This is a genomic window from Klebsiella sp. KP20-425-1, assembly GCF_025813515.1.
GTDB classification, from domain to species: domain Bacteria; phylum Pseudomonadota; class Gammaproteobacteria; order Enterobacterales; family Enterobacteriaceae; genus Klebsiella; species Klebsiella pneumoniae.
Genome location: NZ_CP109614.1, coordinates 985,982 through 1,002,636, shown reverse-complemented (window position 1 = coordinate 1,002,636; position 16,655 = coordinate 985,982). Strand labels below are relative to the sequence as shown.

At 61.0% G+C, this 16,655-nt stretch carries 15 protein-coding genes; 7 read left to right on the top strand and 8 right to left on the bottom strand.

Going from position 1 to position 16,655, the window contains the following annotated elements:
- Positions 1-53 precede the first annotated feature (53 nt).
- From OHJ17_RS05030 to OHJ17_RS05020, 3 genes are all read right to left on the bottom strand, one after another.
- Positions 54-1,454, bottom strand: coding sequence for an FAD/NAD(P)-binding protein (locus tag OHJ17_RS05030; protein WP_032433497.1), 1,401 nt, complete (start codon positions 1,452-1,454; stop codon positions 54-56).
- Between the two features lie 46 nt (positions 1,455-1,500).
- Positions 1,501-2,673, bottom strand: a complete 1,173-nt coding sequence (gene ssuD, locus OHJ17_RS05025; RefSeq protein WP_002915347.1) for an FMNH2-dependent alkanesulfonate monooxygenase — start codon at positions 2,671-2,673, stop codon at positions 1,501-1,503.
- 77 nt (positions 2,674-2,750) lie between these two features.
- The gene (locus OHJ17_RS05020; protein ID WP_004219275.1) at positions 2,751-2,867 is read right to left on the bottom strand and encodes a hypothetical protein; all 117 of its coding nucleotides are present in this window, start codon (positions 2,865-2,867) and stop codon (positions 2,751-2,753) included.
- Between the two features lie 77 nt (positions 2,868-2,944).
- On the opposite strand from OHJ17_RS05020, the gene OHJ17_RS05015 reads away from it, so the two are divergent.
- Together OHJ17_RS05015 and xni are read left to right on the top strand one after the other, a co-directional pair.
- The gene (locus tag OHJ17_RS05015; RefSeq protein WP_004149580.1) at positions 2,945-4,888 is read left to right on the top strand and encodes a sigma-54-dependent Fis family transcriptional regulator; all 1,944 of its coding nucleotides are present in this window, start codon (positions 2,945-2,947) and stop codon (positions 4,886-4,888) included.
- Positions 4,889-4,985: 97 nt separating this feature from the next.
- Positions 4,986-5,741: a flap endonuclease Xni gene (gene xni, locus OHJ17_RS05010; RefSeq protein ID WP_004142871.1), complete on the top strand. Its 756-nt coding sequence runs from the start codon at positions 4,986-4,988 to the stop codon at positions 5,739-5,741.
- A 58-nt stretch (positions 5,742-5,799) separates the two neighbouring features.
- Here the strand turns inward: xni and fucO are convergent, their stop codons facing one another.
- Positions 5,800-6,948 (bottom strand): lactaldehyde reductase, encoded by a 1,149-nt coding sequence (gene fucO, locus OHJ17_RS05005; RefSeq protein WP_016947549.1) that lies wholly within the window; start codon positions 6,946-6,948, stop codon positions 5,800-5,802.
- Positions 6,949-6,975: 27 nt separating this feature from the next.
- Complete coding sequence (fucA, locus tag OHJ17_RS05000) at positions 6,976-7,623, bottom strand: L-fuculose-phosphate aldolase (protein ID WP_002915470.1); 648 nt, start codon at positions 7,621-7,623, stop codon at positions 6,976-6,978.
- Positions 7,624-8,189: 566 nt separating this feature from the next.
- Between fucA and fucP the strand changes: the two genes are divergently transcribed.
- The 5 genes from fucP to fucR all read left to right on the top strand — a co-directional run bounded on the left by fucP (position 8,190) and on the right by fucR (position 14,027).
- The gene (fucP, locus tag OHJ17_RS04995) at positions 8,190-9,500 is read left to right on the top strand and encodes an L-fucose:H+ symporter permease (RefSeq protein WP_032433498.1); all 1,311 of its coding nucleotides are present in this window, start codon (positions 8,190-8,192) and stop codon (positions 9,498-9,500) included.
- Between the two features lie 32 nt (positions 9,501-9,532).
- Positions 9,533-11,308, top strand: coding sequence for an L-fucose isomerase (gene fucI, locus OHJ17_RS04990; RefSeq protein WP_032433499.1), 1,776 nt, complete (start codon positions 9,533-9,535; stop codon positions 11,306-11,308).
- 107 nt (positions 11,309-11,415) lie between these two features.
- Positions 11,416-12,834, top strand: coding sequence for an L-fuculokinase (gene fucK, locus OHJ17_RS04985; protein WP_032433500.1), 1,419 nt, complete (start codon positions 11,416-11,418; stop codon positions 12,832-12,834).
- Position 12,835: 1 nt separating this feature from the next.
- Positions 12,836-13,258 carry an L-fucose mutarotase gene (fucU, locus tag OHJ17_RS04980; protein ID WP_017899197.1) on the top strand — a complete coding sequence of 141 codons (423 nt, stop codon included), beginning with the start codon at positions 12,836-12,838 and terminating at the stop codon, positions 13,256-13,258.
- Positions 13,259-13,316: 58 nt separating this feature from the next.
- Positions 13,317-14,027, top strand: a complete 711-nt coding sequence (gene fucR / locus OHJ17_RS04975) for an L-fucose operon activator (protein WP_004142883.1) — start codon at positions 13,317-13,319, stop codon at positions 14,025-14,027.
- Between the two features lie 48 nt (positions 14,028-14,075).
- Here fucR and rlmM read toward each other — a convergent pair whose 3' ends face one another.
- From rlmM to gcvA, 3 genes are read right to left on the bottom strand one after another with little or no spacing between them, the layout of a single operon-like run.
- Complete coding sequence (gene rlmM / locus OHJ17_RS04970) at positions 14,076-15,176, bottom strand: 23S rRNA (cytidine(2498)-2'-O)-methyltransferase RlmM (RefSeq protein WP_002915541.1); 1,101 nt, start codon at positions 15,174-15,176, stop codon at positions 14,076-14,078.
- Positions 15,169-15,564 (bottom strand): DUF423 domain-containing protein, encoded by a 396-nt coding sequence (locus OHJ17_RS04965; protein WP_002915543.1) that lies wholly within the window; start codon positions 15,562-15,564, stop codon positions 15,169-15,171. The genes rlmM and OHJ17_RS04965 overlap by 8 nt, the downstream gene beginning before the upstream one ends.
- Positions 15,565-15,583: 19 nt before the next feature.
- On the bottom strand, positions 15,584-16,501 hold the full coding sequence (gcvA, locus tag OHJ17_RS04960; protein ID WP_002915545.1) for a glycine cleavage system transcriptional regulator GcvA: 918 nt from the start codon (positions 16,499-16,501) through the stop codon (positions 15,584-15,586).
- Positions 16,502-16,655 lie beyond the last annotated feature (154 nt).

Here is a 16,655-nt window from a genome sequence, read left to right as displayed (position 1 = left end):
CCGTCGCCGGGGCGCACGCGGCAAAATGAATCAGGGAAAAGAAAGAGAGGTATTCAGTACGCAGGACATCGGGAGTCCTGCGGGATCCCGAGCGTGAGTAACGCTTGCGCCGCCACGTCAGCGGCATGGTCGGCTACCTGCGGCAGGCCCATCAGTTCGCCAAAACGCCCGCGGGCGGCCGGACCGGCCACCAGCACCGGCAGCGCCTCAACGTGCGGCTCAGCCACTGCCCGGGAACGGCTGTCCACCTCCAGGCCCATGCCGAGGGCATCGGCGCGAATCAGGCCGCGGCGGGCGAGGTCCTGTAAAAATGGCTGGCTGTCGGTCAGGGCGCGGTGTGCGGGTCCGGTGGTCAGGATCAGGTGATCGACGCTCAGCGTCTGCACGCCGCCGCCGCCGCGCCGCGCCAGCGTCAGACGCAGCGTTTCGCCTTCACCGCTTATCGACAGTAGCCTGGCCGCCTGCACCTGCAGACTGCCCGTGCGCTGGCGCGCCTCCAGCACCTCGGCGACCTGCGGCGCCACGCGGTAGCGGTGGACATCCCAGTAATGGCGCAGATGGCGCAGAAAACGCTGGCGATCGGCGACGCTGAGCGCCTGCCAGATCCGCTGCCCCTGCTGACGAACCGCATCCAGCACCACCTGCCAGCTCAGGCCCTGCTGCGCCGCATACGCGACGTCGAGGCGGATCTGGCGCAGGCGCTGGCGCAGGCTGCCCTGCTGATAGTCGCCAGGCCAGGTTGCCCCTGCGCCGCTAAGGTTGCCGCGCGACAGCAGGCCATGGCGCGAAAAGGCGACGATACTGCTGCGGTGGCCCAGCCGGTCCAGCGTCGCGACCGTATCGGCCATGGTTAATCCGGTGCCCATCACCGCCACCCGGGCGTGCGGGGCGATGGCATCGAGCGCGCCTGGCTGCCACGGGTTGGCAATCAGCGCCGGATGATGACGCCAGGCTTCGGCCTGTGCCGGCAGCGAAGGCGGTGGATGACTGATCGCCAGCACCAGCAGATCGGCCTTAAGCTGCAGGCCGCCGTCGGTGGTCACCGTCCCCTGATGAAAAGCGAGCGCCCGATCGCGCAGGTGGCGAAGCCGTCCGCCGCTGGACGCCGCGGCGTCGGCAAAACGCTGCGCCACATAGCGACCAAACTGGCCGCGCTGAGGGTAGACGGAACCGTCCGGGCGCAGCGCCTGCACATCGACGGTAAAGGCAGGCTGATGGCGGTACCAATGATCGAAGGCGCCCTCTTCGTCGCCGGCCAGCTGCATGCGAGCGGCCGGAACGTTAATCCGGTGCGTCGGCTCCGCAGTGGAGTAGGCCACCCCGGCCCCGGGGGACTGGCGCGGCTCCAGCAGCGTCACGCGCACCCCGTTCGGCGCCAGGCGCAGCAGCTCAATCGCCACCGCCGCGCCGCTAAAGCCGCCGCCGATAATCACGATATGCGGTTCTGCACTCATCGCTGCCCTCCTCCGGTATGCTGTCTCATGGTCGCGCTCCGGGCCATCAGCTGGCGCTGACCTGGCGCACCGGGCGCTTATCGCCGCCGATGGTTTCGCCAAACGGACCGGTGTTCACGCTACGCGCCTTCGACGAGGCCCCGTTTTCCAGCGGCAACAGAGGCATCACCAGCTCAGCAAAGCGGTGCGCTTCTTCCAGATGTGGGTAACCGGAGAAGATAAAGTTGCTGATGCCGAGCGCCTGATATTCGCGGATGCGTTCCGCTACCTGCTGCGGATTACCTACCAGCGCGGTACCCGCGCCGCCGCGCACCAGTCCGACGCCGGCCCACAGATTGGGCGCAATGCGCAGATTATCGCGCGATCCCTGATGCAGGGCGCTCATCCGCGCCTGGCCGGCCGAGTCCATGCGGGCGAAGATCTTTTGCGCCTGGGCAATAGTATCGTCGTCAAGATGGGCGATCAGCCGGTCGGCGGCGGCCCATGCCTCTTCTTCCGTTTCGCGCACAATGACATGCAGACGAATGCCGTACTGCAGGGTGCGTCCGCGGGCCGCGGCGCGCTCGCGCACCACCGCCAGCTTCTCCGCCACCAGTTCCGGGGGTTCGCCCCACGTCAGATAGCTGTCGATCTGCTCGGCCGCCACATCAATGGCCGCATCAGAAGAGCCGCCGAAATAGAGCGGCGGGCCATTCTCCTGCACCGGCGGGAACAACACCTCAGCGCCTTCCACATGAATATGCTCGCCGTGATAATCCACTTTCTCCCCGCGCAGCAGGCGGGTGTAAACATCAAGAAATTCGCGGGTCACCTGATAGCGCTCGCTGTGGCTGAGGAAGATACCGTCGCCTTTGTTTTCCACCGGGTCGCCGCCGGTAACGACGTTGATCAGCAGCCGACCTTCCGATAAACGGTCGAGGGTGGCCGCCATCCGCGCCGCCAGGGTTGGCGGCTGCAGGCCCGGCCTGACCGCCACCAGATAGCGCAGACGGCGGGTCAACGGCGCCAGCGCCGAGGCCACCAGCCACGAATCTTCACAGCTTTTACCGGTGGGGATCAGCACGCCGTAGTAGCCCAGGCTGTCGGCTGCCAGCGCCACCTGCTGCAGATAAGGTAAATCGACCGGGCGTCCACCCTCGGTGGTACCCAGATAACGGCCATCGCCGTGGGTAGGTAAGAACCAGAAGACATTGATCTTGTCGGGAGCTTGCTGCGTCATTATCTATTTCCTATATAACCATATCCGATATTTATCGAAGAGATGTTTTAATTTGGTTATATGGGTGTTAGCGATAATCATGCCAATGGTGAATAAAAAATTAATCTTTTAAAATCAATGCACTGAAAACGGCTTCGCCGCGCCGCGCTGTTGCAAATCGCGCAGCCGCCGCGCATCCGCTGGCGCATTTGCAACAGCCGCGGGCCTTCCCCCTCTGGTTTCTGCGGCCGCCGCAGGATAAGTTCAGAGCGTCAACGATCGGAGGCCCGCTATGCTGAACCCAGAATCCCCTTCCACCGCTCCCGCGCTGATCGACCCGGCGTCGAAGGCCTTCCAGAGCCTGCTGGACAAACTCGCGCCAACGGAGGCGACCGTGCTGATCGTGGGCGAAACCGGCACCGGCAAGGAGGTGGTGGCCCGCTATCTCCATCATCACAGCGCCCGTCGCCAGCAGCCGTTTCTGGCCGTTAACTGCGGCGCGCTGACCGAGAGCCTCGCCGAAGCTGAACTGTTCGGCCATGAGAAAGGCGCCTTCACCGGCGCGCAGCAGGGACAGCCCGGCTGGTTTGAAGCCGCGGAAGGGGGGACGCTGCTGCTGGACGAGATCGGCGAATTAAGCCTGCCGTTGCAGGTCAAGCTGCTGCGAGTGCTGCAGGAGCGTGAAATTACCCGCGTCGGCTCACGCAAAGCGATTAAAGTGAATGTCCGGGTGATTGCCGCCACCCACGTTGACCTGGCCCAGGCGATCCGCGAGCGCCGCTTTCGCGAGGATCTCTACTATCGACTGAATATCGCGGTGGTGCCGCTGCCGCCGCTGCGCCAGCGTCGGCAGGATATCCCGCTGCTGGCGCACCACTTTTTATCACTCTACGCCCGGCGCCTCGGGCGGCCAACCCTGCGTCTGGCGCCGGAATCACTGGCCCGGCTGATGGACTATTCGTGGCCGGGCAATATTCGCGAGCTGGAAAACACCCTGCACAACGCGGTGCTGCTCAGTAAAGAAGAGGAGATCAGTCCTGCCCAGCTGCGCCTGGCGACGCTCAACGACGCCCCGGGGCCGGCGAGCGATCATGAACTGGACGACTTTATTCGCCACCAGCTGGCGCTTCCCGGCGAGCCGCTGTGGCAGCGAGTGACCAGCGCCCTGATTCGCCACGCCATGGCGCATTGCGACGATAACCAGAGCCAGGCGGCCGCGCTGTTGGGGATCAGCCGGCATACCTTGCGCACCCAGCTCGCTAACCTCGGGCTGATCAAAAGCCGCCGCCGCCCGCCTGCGCCGCCGCGGGCGTTCGCCAACGCAGCCGGGGCCGATCGCGAACTGCGCATTGGCTACCAGCGCTTCGGCAGCCTCGGGATCCTGAAAGCCCGTCAGAGCCTGGAAACCGCCTTCGCCAGCCTCGGCGTCAACGTGCTGTGGAGTGAGTTTCCTGCCGGACCGCAGCTCCTCCACGCCCTCGCCTGCAACGAGATCGACTTCGGCACCACCGGAGAAGCGCCGCCGGTGTTTGCCCAGGCCAGCAATAGCGAACTGATGTACGTGGCGTGGGAGCCGCCGGCGCCGCGCAGCGTGGCGATGGTCGTCCCGCAGGAGAGCGACATTCGCCAGCTCAGCGATCTGCGCGGTAAACGCATCGCCCTCAATAAAGGGTCGAATGTCCACTGGCTGCTGCTGCAGATCCTCGAGGACGCCGGCCTGGGTCTGAACGATGTGCGGGTGGTCTATACCCCGCCGAAATATCCGCTGACCGCCAGCGACTATCTGGCGGTTGACGCCTGGATGATGTGGGATCCGCTGCTCAGCGACGCCGAACACACCGGCGAGCTGCGGGTGGTCGCCAGCGGCGAAGGCCGGGTCAACAACCATCAGTTTTATCTTTCGCGACGGGACTACCTCGCTCAGCATGGCGATATCATGCGCTGCCTGCTGACGGAGCTGACCCACACCGGGCAGTTTATCGACTCGCATCGCGGCGAAGCGGCCCGCTTACTCTCGGCAGAGCTGGGGATCGACGCCCGGTCGCTGAGCATGGCCCTCGCCCGCCGCAGCCATCGCCCGCGGCCGATGGATCTGTCGGTGATCCGCGCCCAGCAGACCATCGCCGATCGCTTTTACGCCCTCGGGCTTATCGCCAAACCGGTCCCGGTGCGCGAAGCGGTGTGGTACGGCGAACCCGCGCCGGACGTCATCAGACCGCTGATGGCGGTCAGTTAGCGAAATTTGCGCGTTATCTTCCTGATTGTTCAGGCGCAGATAGCCTCGATCTGATGGCGATGTTACCCTAAAGACGCTGAGAATAAGGGGGGTATCTGTGGCTGTTCATCTGTTAATCGTCGACGCGTTAAATCTAATCCGCCGCATTCACGCGGTGCAGGGTTCACCCTGCGTCGATACCTGCCTGCATGCCCTGGAGCAGCTGATCGTCCACAGTCAGCCCACCCATGCGGTGGCGGTGTTCGACGATGAGGATCGCGCCCACGGTTGGCGTCACCAGCGCCTGCCGGAGTACAAAGCCGGACGCGCGCCGATGCCGGAGACGCTGGTGGCCGAGATGCCGGCGCTGCGGGCCGCTTTCGAACAGCGGGGGATCCGCTGCTGGGCCTCGCCGGGCAGCGAAGCAGACGATCTCGCCGCCACCCTGGCGGTGAAGGTGGCCCAGGCGGGCCATCAGGCCACCATTGTCTCCACCGACAAAGGCTACTGCCAGCTGCTGTCGCCCACCATCCGCATCCGCGACTACTTTCAGAAGCGCTGGCTGGACGCCCCCTTCATCGCCAGCGAGTTCGGCGTCACCCCGGAGCAGCTGGCGGATTACTGGGGGCTGGCGGGGATCAGCAGCTCGAAGGTGCCGGGCGTGGCGGGCATTGGACCCAAAAGCGCCGCCCAGCTGCTGAACGAGTTTCAGGACCTGGAGGGGCTGTACGCCCGCCTGGCCGAGGTCCCGGAGAAGTGGCGCAAAAAGCTGGCCGCGCATCAGGAGATGGCCTTCACCTGCCGGGAGGTGGCCCGCCTGCAGACCGACCTCCAGCTGGACGGCAATCTGCAGCAGCTGCGGCTGACGCGCTGACCATCGTTAAGAGGTGCGCCGGTGCAGGGTAACTGCCTGCTTTACCCGGGACAGGCAATCACCAGGCCGCCTGATATAACCCGACGATATCCGCCAGGCTCGCCTCGCGCGGGTTGCCGCCGGTACACACATCCGCCAGCGCCGCCTGGGCCAGCGCCGGAATATCCTCTTTCCTGACGCCCACCTCGCGCAGATGGCCGGGAATACCGACATCGCGGTTAAGCTGGCAGACCGCCTCTACTGCCGCCTCGCGCGCGGCGGTCAGGCTTAACGCTTCCACCCTGACGCCCATCGCCCGGGCGATGTCGCGATATTTTTCCCCGGTCGCCTCAGCATTAAAGCGCATCACGTGCGGCAGCAGGATGGCATTCGCCACGCCGTGCGGCGTGTTGTAAAAAGCGCCGAGCGGATGCGCCATGCCGTGCACCAGGCCAAGCCCAACGTTGGAAAATCCCATCCCCGCCACATACTGGCCGAGCGCCATAGCTTCCCCCGCGCCGGCGTCTCCGGCAACCGAGCCGCGCAGCGCGCCGGCGATGATCTCGATGGCCTTGAGGTGCAGAGCATCGGTCAAAGCCCAGGCGCCGCGAGTGAGGTACCCTTCGATAGCATGCGTCAAGGCGTCCACGCCGGTAGCCGCCTTCAGCGCCGGCGGCATAGCGTCCATCATATCGGCATCGATAAAGGCCACCTGCGGAATATCGTGCGGGTCGACACAGACGAATTTGCGCCGCTGTTCTTCATCGGTGATGACATAGTTAATCGTCACCTCCGCCGCGGTACCCGCGGTGGTCGGCACCGCGAAGATCGGCACGCTGGGCTGACGGGTGGGCGACAGCCCCTCGAGGCTACGGACATCGGCGAATTCCGGGTTACGCTGAATAATACCGATCGCCTTACAGGTATCCTGCGGCGAACCGCCGCCGATGGCGATCAGGTAATCCGCCCCGCTGCGTTGAAAGGCCTGCAGCCCCTGCTGGACCACGGCGATGGTCGGGTTAGGGATCACGTCGCTGAACATATCCCATGCCAGCCCGGCGGCATCCAGTTTGTCGGTGACTTTCGCCGCCACGCCGCAGCGGGCGAGAGTGCTGTCGGTGACGATCAATGCTTTACGATAGCCGCGCCGCGCCGCTTCATCGGTTAATGCGTTTATCGCCCCCCGGCCAAACCATGCCGTTTCATTGAGGATCATTCTGTTTGCCATCGTGGCTCTCCTGTTAGCGTTGCGGCATCACTCTTCAATGCGTAATCCGTAGGTTTTGAACTTCTCCAGCACGATGGCGATCGCCTCGTCATCCAGCACCGGGACCGGGTCGGTAATCGCCAGCGTACTGAGGTAGAGCTGGGCCAGGACCTCCACTTCATGCGCCAGCCAGAGCGCTTTCTCCAGGCTGGCCTCGCAGGCGATCAGGCCGTGATGCTGCAGCAGCGTGGCTTTGCGGTGCTTCAGCGCCACCGCGACATGCTCAGACAGTTCGCGGGTGCCGAAGGTGGCATAGGGCGCGCAGGGGATCGAATTCCCGCCGGCCGCGGCGATCATATAGTGAATGGCCGGGATGGGCCGGTTGAGGATCGACACCGCCGTACAATGGACAGCGTGATTGTGGACCACCGCCTGGGCATCGGGTCGCGTCTGGTAGGCCGCCTGATGAAAACGCCATTCGCTGGAGGGCAGTTTTCCCTGCTCATGCTGGCCGTCGGCATCAATAAAGACGATCTTGTCTTCCGTCAGCTTTTCATATGGGATACCGGTAGGGGTGATCAGCATTCCTCCCTGATAGCGCACGCTGACATTGCCGGCAGTCCCCTGATTTAACCCCAGGCGGGTCATTTCCAGGCAGGTATCGATAATCTGCCGGGCCAGTCTGTTTCTTTCCATTGCGTTCCTCTTTTGGTGACTCATCATCCATCAACGGCAGGGCAACAGAAATATCGTCGGCTACCGTGGGATAGGGTGAATAATGGTCTTCATCATCAACCTGAATATTCAAAGGGGAATTTTCATGATTATTTTTTGTGAGCCGCGTCAATTATTCCGCCATGAATAAAGCAACCATGCCCATTACGAGAGAGATTAAAATGCCCGTTCTTAATAATATTTCATCAAGCGGGCATTTTATTTCTTTGTAACATTTGCCCGTTTTCCACGATATATATTCATTCGGTCATTAGCGTTGTGGTTTTGTGAATTTATTTTCTCAAACGGTCAGCGTTTTTGAAAAATTAAAGTGACAATAATCACATAAAATGGTCCACAGCGCGTTAAGTGTGACCATCATCATATTAACAGGCGGTTTTTATTTGAAAATGAAGTCATGAGTTCCGCCGTGACTTTCATTTCACTCACCGGCGCGTCACCTGAGCTCACTTAATTTTGCGGTCTGCTGCAGCACCAGACTGCGCCCTGAATGCTGTTGTAAATGCTTCTGAACTGATGAGGACGCTATGGGAAACACAACGATACCAACGCAAAGTTACCGCGCCATGGAGAGCGGGCAGAGTAAGAGCTACATTATTCCTTTTGCTCTGCTGTGCTCCCTCTTTTTTCTGTGGGCCGTGGCTAATAATCTGAATGATATTTTATTACCGCAATTTCAACAGGCCTTTACCCTGACTAATTTCCAGGCCGGATTAATTCAGTCGGCCTTTTATTTTGGCTATTTTATTATTCCCATCCCCGCCGGGATGCTGATGAAAAAATTCAGCTATAAAGTAGGCATTCTTACGGGTCTGTTTTTATATGCCTGCGGCGCCGCGCTGTTCTGGCCTGCCGCCGAAGTGATGAACTACACTTTATTCCTGATTGGATTATTTATTATCGCCGCCGGGCTTGGCTGCCTGGAAACGGCGGCCAACCCGTTTGTGACCGTTCTCGGTCCGGAAAGCGGCGGTCACTTCCGCCTTAATCTGGCCCAGACCTTTAACTCATTTGGCGCCATTATTGCCGTGGTATTTGGCCAGAGTCTTATTTTGTCTAACGTCCCGCATCAGCCGCAGGATGTGCTGGATAAAATGACGCCAGAACAGCTCAGCGCCTGGAAGCACAGCCTGGTCCTGTCGGTACAAACCCCCTATATGATTATCGTGGCCATCGTCCTGCTGGTTGCCCTGCTGATCGTCTGTACCCGCTTCCCCTCCCTGCAGAGCGATGACCACAGCGACAGCGCGCAGAGCACCTTCCTCGCCTCGCTGACGCGCCTGATGCGCATCCGCCACTGGCGCTGGGCGGTACTGGCCCAGTTCTGCTACGTCGGCGCGCAAACCGCCTGCTGGAGCTACCTGATTCGCTACGCTATCGAAGAGATCCCGGGCATGACGGCCGGTTTCGCCGCCAACTACCTGACCGCCACCATGGTCTGCTTCTTTATCGGCCGTTTTACCGGCACCTGGCTTATCCGCCGCTTCGCGCCGCACAACGTGCTCGCTATCTATGCGTTTATCGCCATGCTGCTCTGTTTGCTCTCCGCCTTCAGCGGCGGCCACGTCGGTCTGCTGGCCCTGACCCTGTGCAGCGCCTTTATGTCCATTCAGTACCCGACCATCTTCTCGCTGGGGATTAAGCATCTGGGCCAGGACACCAAATATGGCTCGTCCTTTATCGTCATGACCATTATCGGCGGCGGGATCGTCACCCCGGTGATGGGCTTTGTCAGCGACGCCGCCGGCAATATCCCGACCGCCGAACTGGTCCCGGCGCTGTGCTTCGCCATCATCTTTATTTTTGCCCGTTTCCGTTCACAAGCGGCGACGAACTAAACCTGTTATCCGCATAACCTGAGGGATCTGTAATGAAAAAAATCAGCTTACCGAAGATCGGTATCCGCCCGGTAATCGATGGTCGTCGCATGGGGGTCCGCGAGTCGCTGGAAGCGCAAACCATGAACATGGCGAAAGCCACCGCCGCGCTTATCAGCGAGAAACTGCGCCACGCCTGCGGCGCCCGGGTGGAGTGCGTGATTGCCGATACCTGCATCGCCGGCATGGCCGAGTCGGCCGCCTGTGAAGAGAAATTCAGCAGCCAGAACGTCGGCGTGACCATCACCGTCACCCCCTGCTGGTGCTACGGCAGCGAAACCATCGACATGGATCCGCTGCGCCCGAAGGCCATCTGGGGCTTTAACGGCACCGAACGTCCGGGGGCGGTCTATCTGGCCGCCGCGCTGGCGGCCCATAGCCAGAAAGGGATCCCGGCGTTCTCCATCTACGGACATGACGTGCAGGATGCCGATGACACCTCGATCCCGGCGGACGTCGAAGAAAAGCTGTTGCGCTTCGCGCGCGCCGGCCTGGCCGTCGCCAGTATGAAAGGGAAAAGCTATCTGTCGCTGGGCGGCGTCTCAATGGGCATCGCCGGCTCCATCGTCGACCATAACTTTTTTGAGTCCTGGCTCGGCATGAAGGTACAGGCTGTCGACATGACGGAGCTGCGCCGGCGAATCGATCACAAAATCTATGATGAAACCGAGCTGGAAATGGCGCTGGCGTGGGCGGATAAACACTTCCGCTACGGCGAAGATCAGAACGCCGAGCAGTATAAGCGCAATGAGGCGCAGAGCCGCGCGGTGCTGAAAGAGAGCCTGCTGATGGCGATGTGCATCCGCGACATGATGCAGGGCAACCCGAAGCTGGCGGAAAAAGGACTGGTGGAGGAGTCACTGGGCTACAACGCCATCGCCGCCGGTTTCCAGGGTCAGCGCCACTGGACCGATCAATACCCCAATGGCGATACCGCTGAAGCGCTGCTCAACAGCTCTTTTGACTGGAACGGGGTGCGCGAGCCATTTGTCGTCGCTACCGAAAACGACAGCCTCAACGGCGTGGCCATGCTGATGGGTCATCAGCTCACCGGCACCGCCCAGGTGTTTGCCGACGTGCGCACCTACTGGTCGCCGGACGCCGTTGAGCGGGTCACCGGGCAGCCGCTCACCGGGCGGGCGGAGCACGGCATTATTCACCTGATTAACTCCGGCTCTGCGGCGCTGGACGGCTCCTGCCAGCAACGCGACGCGCAGGGCAACCCGACGATGAAACCTCACTGGGAGATTGAACAGAACGAGGCGGATGCCTGCCTCGCGGCGACCGAATGGTGCCCGGCGATCCACGAATACTTCCGCGGCGGCGGCTTCTCTTCCCGCTTCCTGACCGAAGGCGGCGTGCCGTTCACCATGACCCGGGTGAACATCATCAAAGGCCTGGGGCCGGTGCTGCAAATTGCCGAAGGCTGGAGCGTGGCGCTGCCCAAAGCGATGCACGACCAGCTCGACGCCCGTACCAACTCCACCTGGCCCACCACCTGGTTTGCCCCACGCCTGACCGGCAAGGGTCCGTTCAGCGATGTGTACTCGGTGATGGCCAACTGGGGCGCCAACCACGGCGTGCTGACCATCGGCCACGTTGGCGCGGATTTCATTACCCTCGCCGCCATGCTGCGCATTCCGGTCTGCATGCACAACGTGGAAGCGGCGAAAATCTACCGCCCCTCCGCCTGGGCTGCGCATGGCATGGATATCGAGGGCCAGGACTACCGCGCCTGCCAGAACTACGGGCCGCTGTATAAGCGTTAACAGGTTGGTTTCGCCCGGTGGCGCAGGCTTACCGGGCCTACAGATGCGCGCGGTCTGTAGGCCGGATAAGCGCCGCGCCATCCGGCGATGTTGTTTCGGGAGTTACTATGAAGCAAGACGTTATCCTGGTCCTCGACTGCGGCGCCACCAACGTGCGGGCGATGGCCGTTGACCGACAGGGAAACATTATCGCCCGCGCCGCAACGGCGAACGCCAGCGACATCGCGGCGGAGAACAGCGACTGGCACCAGTGGTCGCTGGAGGCCATTATGCAGCGCTTTGCCGACTGCTGTCGGCAGATCCATGACCAGCTGGCCTCCTGCACGGTGCGCGGCATCACCGTCACGACCTTTGGCGTCGATGGCACGCTGGTGGATGAGCAGGGTGCCCTGCTGTATCCGATCATCAGCTGGAAATGCCCGCGCACCGCGGCGGTGATGGAGAATATCAGCCAGTATATGCCAGCACACCAGCTGCAGCAGATTGCCGGCGTCGGCGCGTTTGCGTTCAACACCCTGTATAAGCTGATCTGGCTGAAAGAGTGCCACCCGCAGCTGCTGGCGCAGGCCCATGCCTGGCTGTTTATTTCGTCGCTGATCAACCACCGGCTGACCGGGGAGTTCACCACCGACCTCACCATGGCGGGCACCAGCCAGATGCTCGATCTGCGGCAGCGCGATTTCAGCGCGCCAATCCTGCAGGCGACCGGCCTGCCGCGCCGCCTGTTCCCGCGGCTGGTTGAAGCAGGCCAGCCGATCGGCGCCCTGCTGCCGGAGGCCGCTGCGCTGCTGGGCCTTCCCGTCGGGATCCCGGTTATCTCGGCCGGGCATGACACCCAGTTCGCTCTGTTTGGCGCCGGCGCCGGGCAGGATGAGCCGGTGCTCTCCTCCGGGACCTGGGAGATCCTGATGGTGCGCAGCGCCCAGGTCGACACTTCGCTGCTCTGCGACTACAGCGGCTCCACCTGCGAGCTGGACAGCCAGCCGGGCCGCTATAACCCGGGAATGCAGTGGCTGGCCTCCGGCGTGCTCGAATGGGTGCGCAAGCTGTTGTGGAGCGCTGACACGCCGTGGCAGACGCTGATTGCCGAAGCGCAGGCGATCCCGCCCGGCGCCCAGGGCGTCAGGATGCAGTGCGACCTGCTCGCCAGCCAGCACGCCGGCTGGCAGGGCGTCACGCTCAACACCACCCGCGGCCATTTTTACCGCGCCGCGCTGGAGGGGTTAAGCGACCAGCTGGCGCAGCATCTGCAAACCCTGGAAAACATCGGCCGCTTCAGGGCGAAAGAGCTGCTGCTGGTGGGCGGCGGCAGCCGCAACGCGCTGTGGAACCAGATCAAGGCCGACCGGCTTGGAATACCGATCAAAGTTCTCGATGATGCCGAAACCACGGTGGCCGGCGCGGCGATGTTTGGCTGGTATGGCGTGGGCGAGTTCTCTTCGCCGGAACAGGCCAGAGCGCAGGTCGCGTACCGCTACCGCTATTTTTGGCCGCAAACTGAACCTGAATTAACAGAGGAAGCCTGAGATGCTCAAAACCATTTCCCCGCTGATATCGCCGGAGCTGCTGAAAGTGCTGGCCGAAATGGGCCATGGGGATGAAATCATTTTTTCCGATGCCCATTTCCCGGCGCACAGCATGGGGCCACAGGTGATCCGCGCCGATGGCCTGCGGGTCAGCGATCTGCTGCAGGCGATTATCCCGCTGTTCGAGTTAGACAGCTACGCGCCGCCGCTGGTGATGATGGCCGCCGTCGAAGGCGATGCGCTCGACCCGACGGTGGAACAGCGCTATCGGCAGGCGCTATCGGCGCAGGCCCCCTGCCCGGATATCGTGCGGATTGACCGCTTTGCCTTCTACGACCGGGCGCAAAAAGCCTTTGCGATCGTTATCACAGGAGAGTGCGCTAAGTACGGAAATATCCTTTTAAAAAAAGGAGTCACGCCGTAATCTCATGCCGGAGCGTCTGCCTGATGCAGACGCTCAATCAATGATGGGATGAGAATAAATGAAAGCAGCCCGCCAGCAGGCGATCGTCGATCTCCTGATCACCCACAGCAGCCTGACCACCGAAACGTTGTCAAAACAGCTCAACGTCAGCAGGGAAACTATTCGCCGCGATCTGAGCGAGCTGCAGGCGCAGGGCAAAGTGCTGCGTAACCACGGCCGGGCCAAAGTGATCCACCAGCGCAGCCAGGACAGCGGCGATCCTTTCCACATGCGCCTGAAAAGCCATTACGCGCATAAAGCCGACATCGCCCGCGAAGCGCTGGCCTGGATTGACGAAGGGATGGTGATCGCCCTCGATGCCAGCTCCACCTGCTGGTATCTCGCCCGCCAGCTGCCGGACCGCCCGCTGCACGTCTTTACCAACAGCCAGCCCATCTGCCAGGAGCTGGCCAAACGCGACCAGATCACGCTCACCTGCTCCGGCGGCACTCTGCAGCGGAAATATGGCTGCTACGTGAACCCGGCGCTGATTTCCCAGCTGAAATCGCTGGAGATCGATCTGTTTATTTTTTCCTGCGAAGGCATCGACCCGCAGGGCGCGCTGTGGGACTCCAATGCGTTCAATGCCGACTTCAAATCGATCCTGCTTAAGCGGGCGGCGCAGTCGCTACTGCTGATCGACAAAAGCAAGTTCAACCGCTCCGGCGAGGCGAGGATTGGTCATCTGGATGACGTGACGCATATTGTGTCGGATGCGCCGCAGCCTTAAGGGGAAGGCCGGAGGACGCGCACGCGTCTCCGGCCTGAGGGGGAAGGATTAACGCTCGTCGCGACGTCCGCCGACGGCGGCCCACAGGCGGCGCACGTGAACGGTCACCTCTTCACGATCGTGATACAGCTGACGCGCCTGGATCTGGGCGTTAACGCCGTGCTCGTCCAGCTGGGCCTGAATATAGGCCAGATTCTGCGACACCTCTTCATAGCGCTTTTTCATCGGCAGCTTGAGGTTGAAGATGGTCTCCCGGCACCAGCCGTTGACCAGCCACTGCGCCATCAGCGCCGCCACCTTCGCCGGTTTCTCCACCATATCGCAGACCATCCACGAGATGTTGTTGCGGTTCGGACGATAGCGGAAACCGTCTTCGCGCAGCCAGGTCACCTGGCCGGTATCCATCAGGCTCTGGGCCATCGGGCCGTTATCGACCGAAGAGACCCACATGTTGCGCTTCACCAGCTGATAGGTCCAGCCGCCCGGGCAGGCGCCGAGATCGACGGCATACATGCCGTTCGCCAGACGCTCGTCCCACTCGTCCGCCGGAATAAAGACGTGGAACGCCTCTTCCAGCTTGAGGGTGGAACGGCTCGGGGCGTCGGAGGGAAACTTCAGCCGCGGAATGCCCATATAGAACGGTGAGTTGTTGTTGCTGTATGAGTAGCCGGTATAGCAGCAGCCGGGTGCGATAAAGAACACATGCACCACCGGTCGCTTTGGCGTTTCATAGTTGGTCAGCACGCCCGCCTCGCGCAGCGCCGCGCGTAACGGTACCGTAAACTTGCGGCAGAACTTCATCAGCTCTTTGCTTTCGTTGGTATCCGCCACTTCCACACGCAGCTCGCCACCCTTCTCCACCACGCCCTGCAGCATGCCGACGATCGGGGTTATGCGATCCTCCGGCGGCAGGTCGCGCAGCAGTTCGCCGACCACAAACATCTGTCGGGCGAAAATTAGCGAGCTGAACGGCAGATCGCGCACCAGCTTCTCGCCGTCGTCCTGCTGATAACCTTCAAAAATTACATAGCCAGAGTCTTCTTTGACCCGGGCAAAACCAAACACCTCAAGGCGGGCTGCCTTATCGGTAATTTCTGCTGCGCACTCTTTCTCAAACCCAGGGCGACAATAGAGGACAACCTTATTCATGAACAACGCCCTTACGTTTCAGACGAATTGCACCAATTAACATTAAAACCCAACCGGCGAGGAAGCTTACGCCGCCCACCGGGGTCACGAACGCCCACAGACGTAAATGAGAGAGCGCCAGACAATAGAGGCTGCCGCTGAACAGCACGGTCCCTAACGCCAGAAATACGCTGCTCCAGTAGAACCAGATACTGATCCGACGCTGCATCGCCACCGCCAGACCAAAAATCGCCAGGGTATGGAAGGCCTGATACTCCAGGCCGGTATGGATCCAGGCCATCTCCGCCGCGCCGAGCGATTGACTTAAGACATGCGCGCCAAAAGCGCCCAGAGCCACAAAGATAAAGCCGCTAATCGCGGCGAATATCAGCATAAAACGGCTGGTCATGTTGTTACCCTACAAGTAATTATTGTTCATAACGAAAGCGGAATTTTTCTTGTTCACTTGCCGCTTTCGCCAGGATCCACTGCCGGAAAGCGGCTATTTTACCCAGTTCTGCCTGACTGTCATGGCAAACAAGGTAAAACGCATTCTTACTGACCAGAACATCATTAAACGGACACACCAGACGACCGGCTTCAATTTCGGACTGCGCCATGACGTTGTTGGCCAGCGCCACGCCCTGCCCGTGAATGGCCGCCTGCAGCACCATCGCGCTATGGCTGAAAATCGGCCCCTGCTGCACATTAATATGGCTTAGACCAAGCTGACGGGTATAAGTTTGCCAGTCGCGGCGGGACGCATCGTGAAGCAGGGTATGTTGCGCCAGATCGGCAGGCGTTTTCAATGCTTTGTCGCCGGTGAGCAAGAGCGGGGAACAGACCGGCAGCAGATACTCGGCGTACAATTTTTCCACACGCAGGCCCGGCCAGTTGCCGCGGCCGTAAAAAATCGCCACATCGACATCGTCCGCCAGCTTATCCTCCTGACGGTCCACCGCCTGGATCCTGACGTCGATTCCCGGATAAGCTGAGTTAAAGCTTGTGAGTCTTGGCACCAGCCACTGAATGGCGAAACTTGGCAATAAACTGACCGTTAATGCCCCTTTGGCGCTGCGCGCCTGCAGTTTACGCGTCGCTTCCGTCAGTTGCGAAAAAATCTCTTTAATATCCTGAAAATAGCTCTGCCCTTCTTCCGTTAACAGCAGCGAACGATTGCGCCGACGGAACAGCTTAAGGCCCAGAAAATCCTCGAGAGACTTGATTTGATGGCTGACTGCGGCCTGCGTCACAAAAAGCTCATCGGCTGCCCGAGTGAAGCTGAGATGACGTGCGGCTGCATCAAAAACACGTAATGCATTCAGAGGTGGTAATCGCTTCGACATGGTTATTCTGGCTTAGATGTTAACTCAATTTAACAAATAGGAAACAATGATTAACCTATTAGTTTTTTTTATCTGAGCCATTATAAATTGTCCGTTGAGGTTCTACCAGCAAATACCTATAGTGGCGGCACTTCCTGAGCCGGAACGAGAAGCT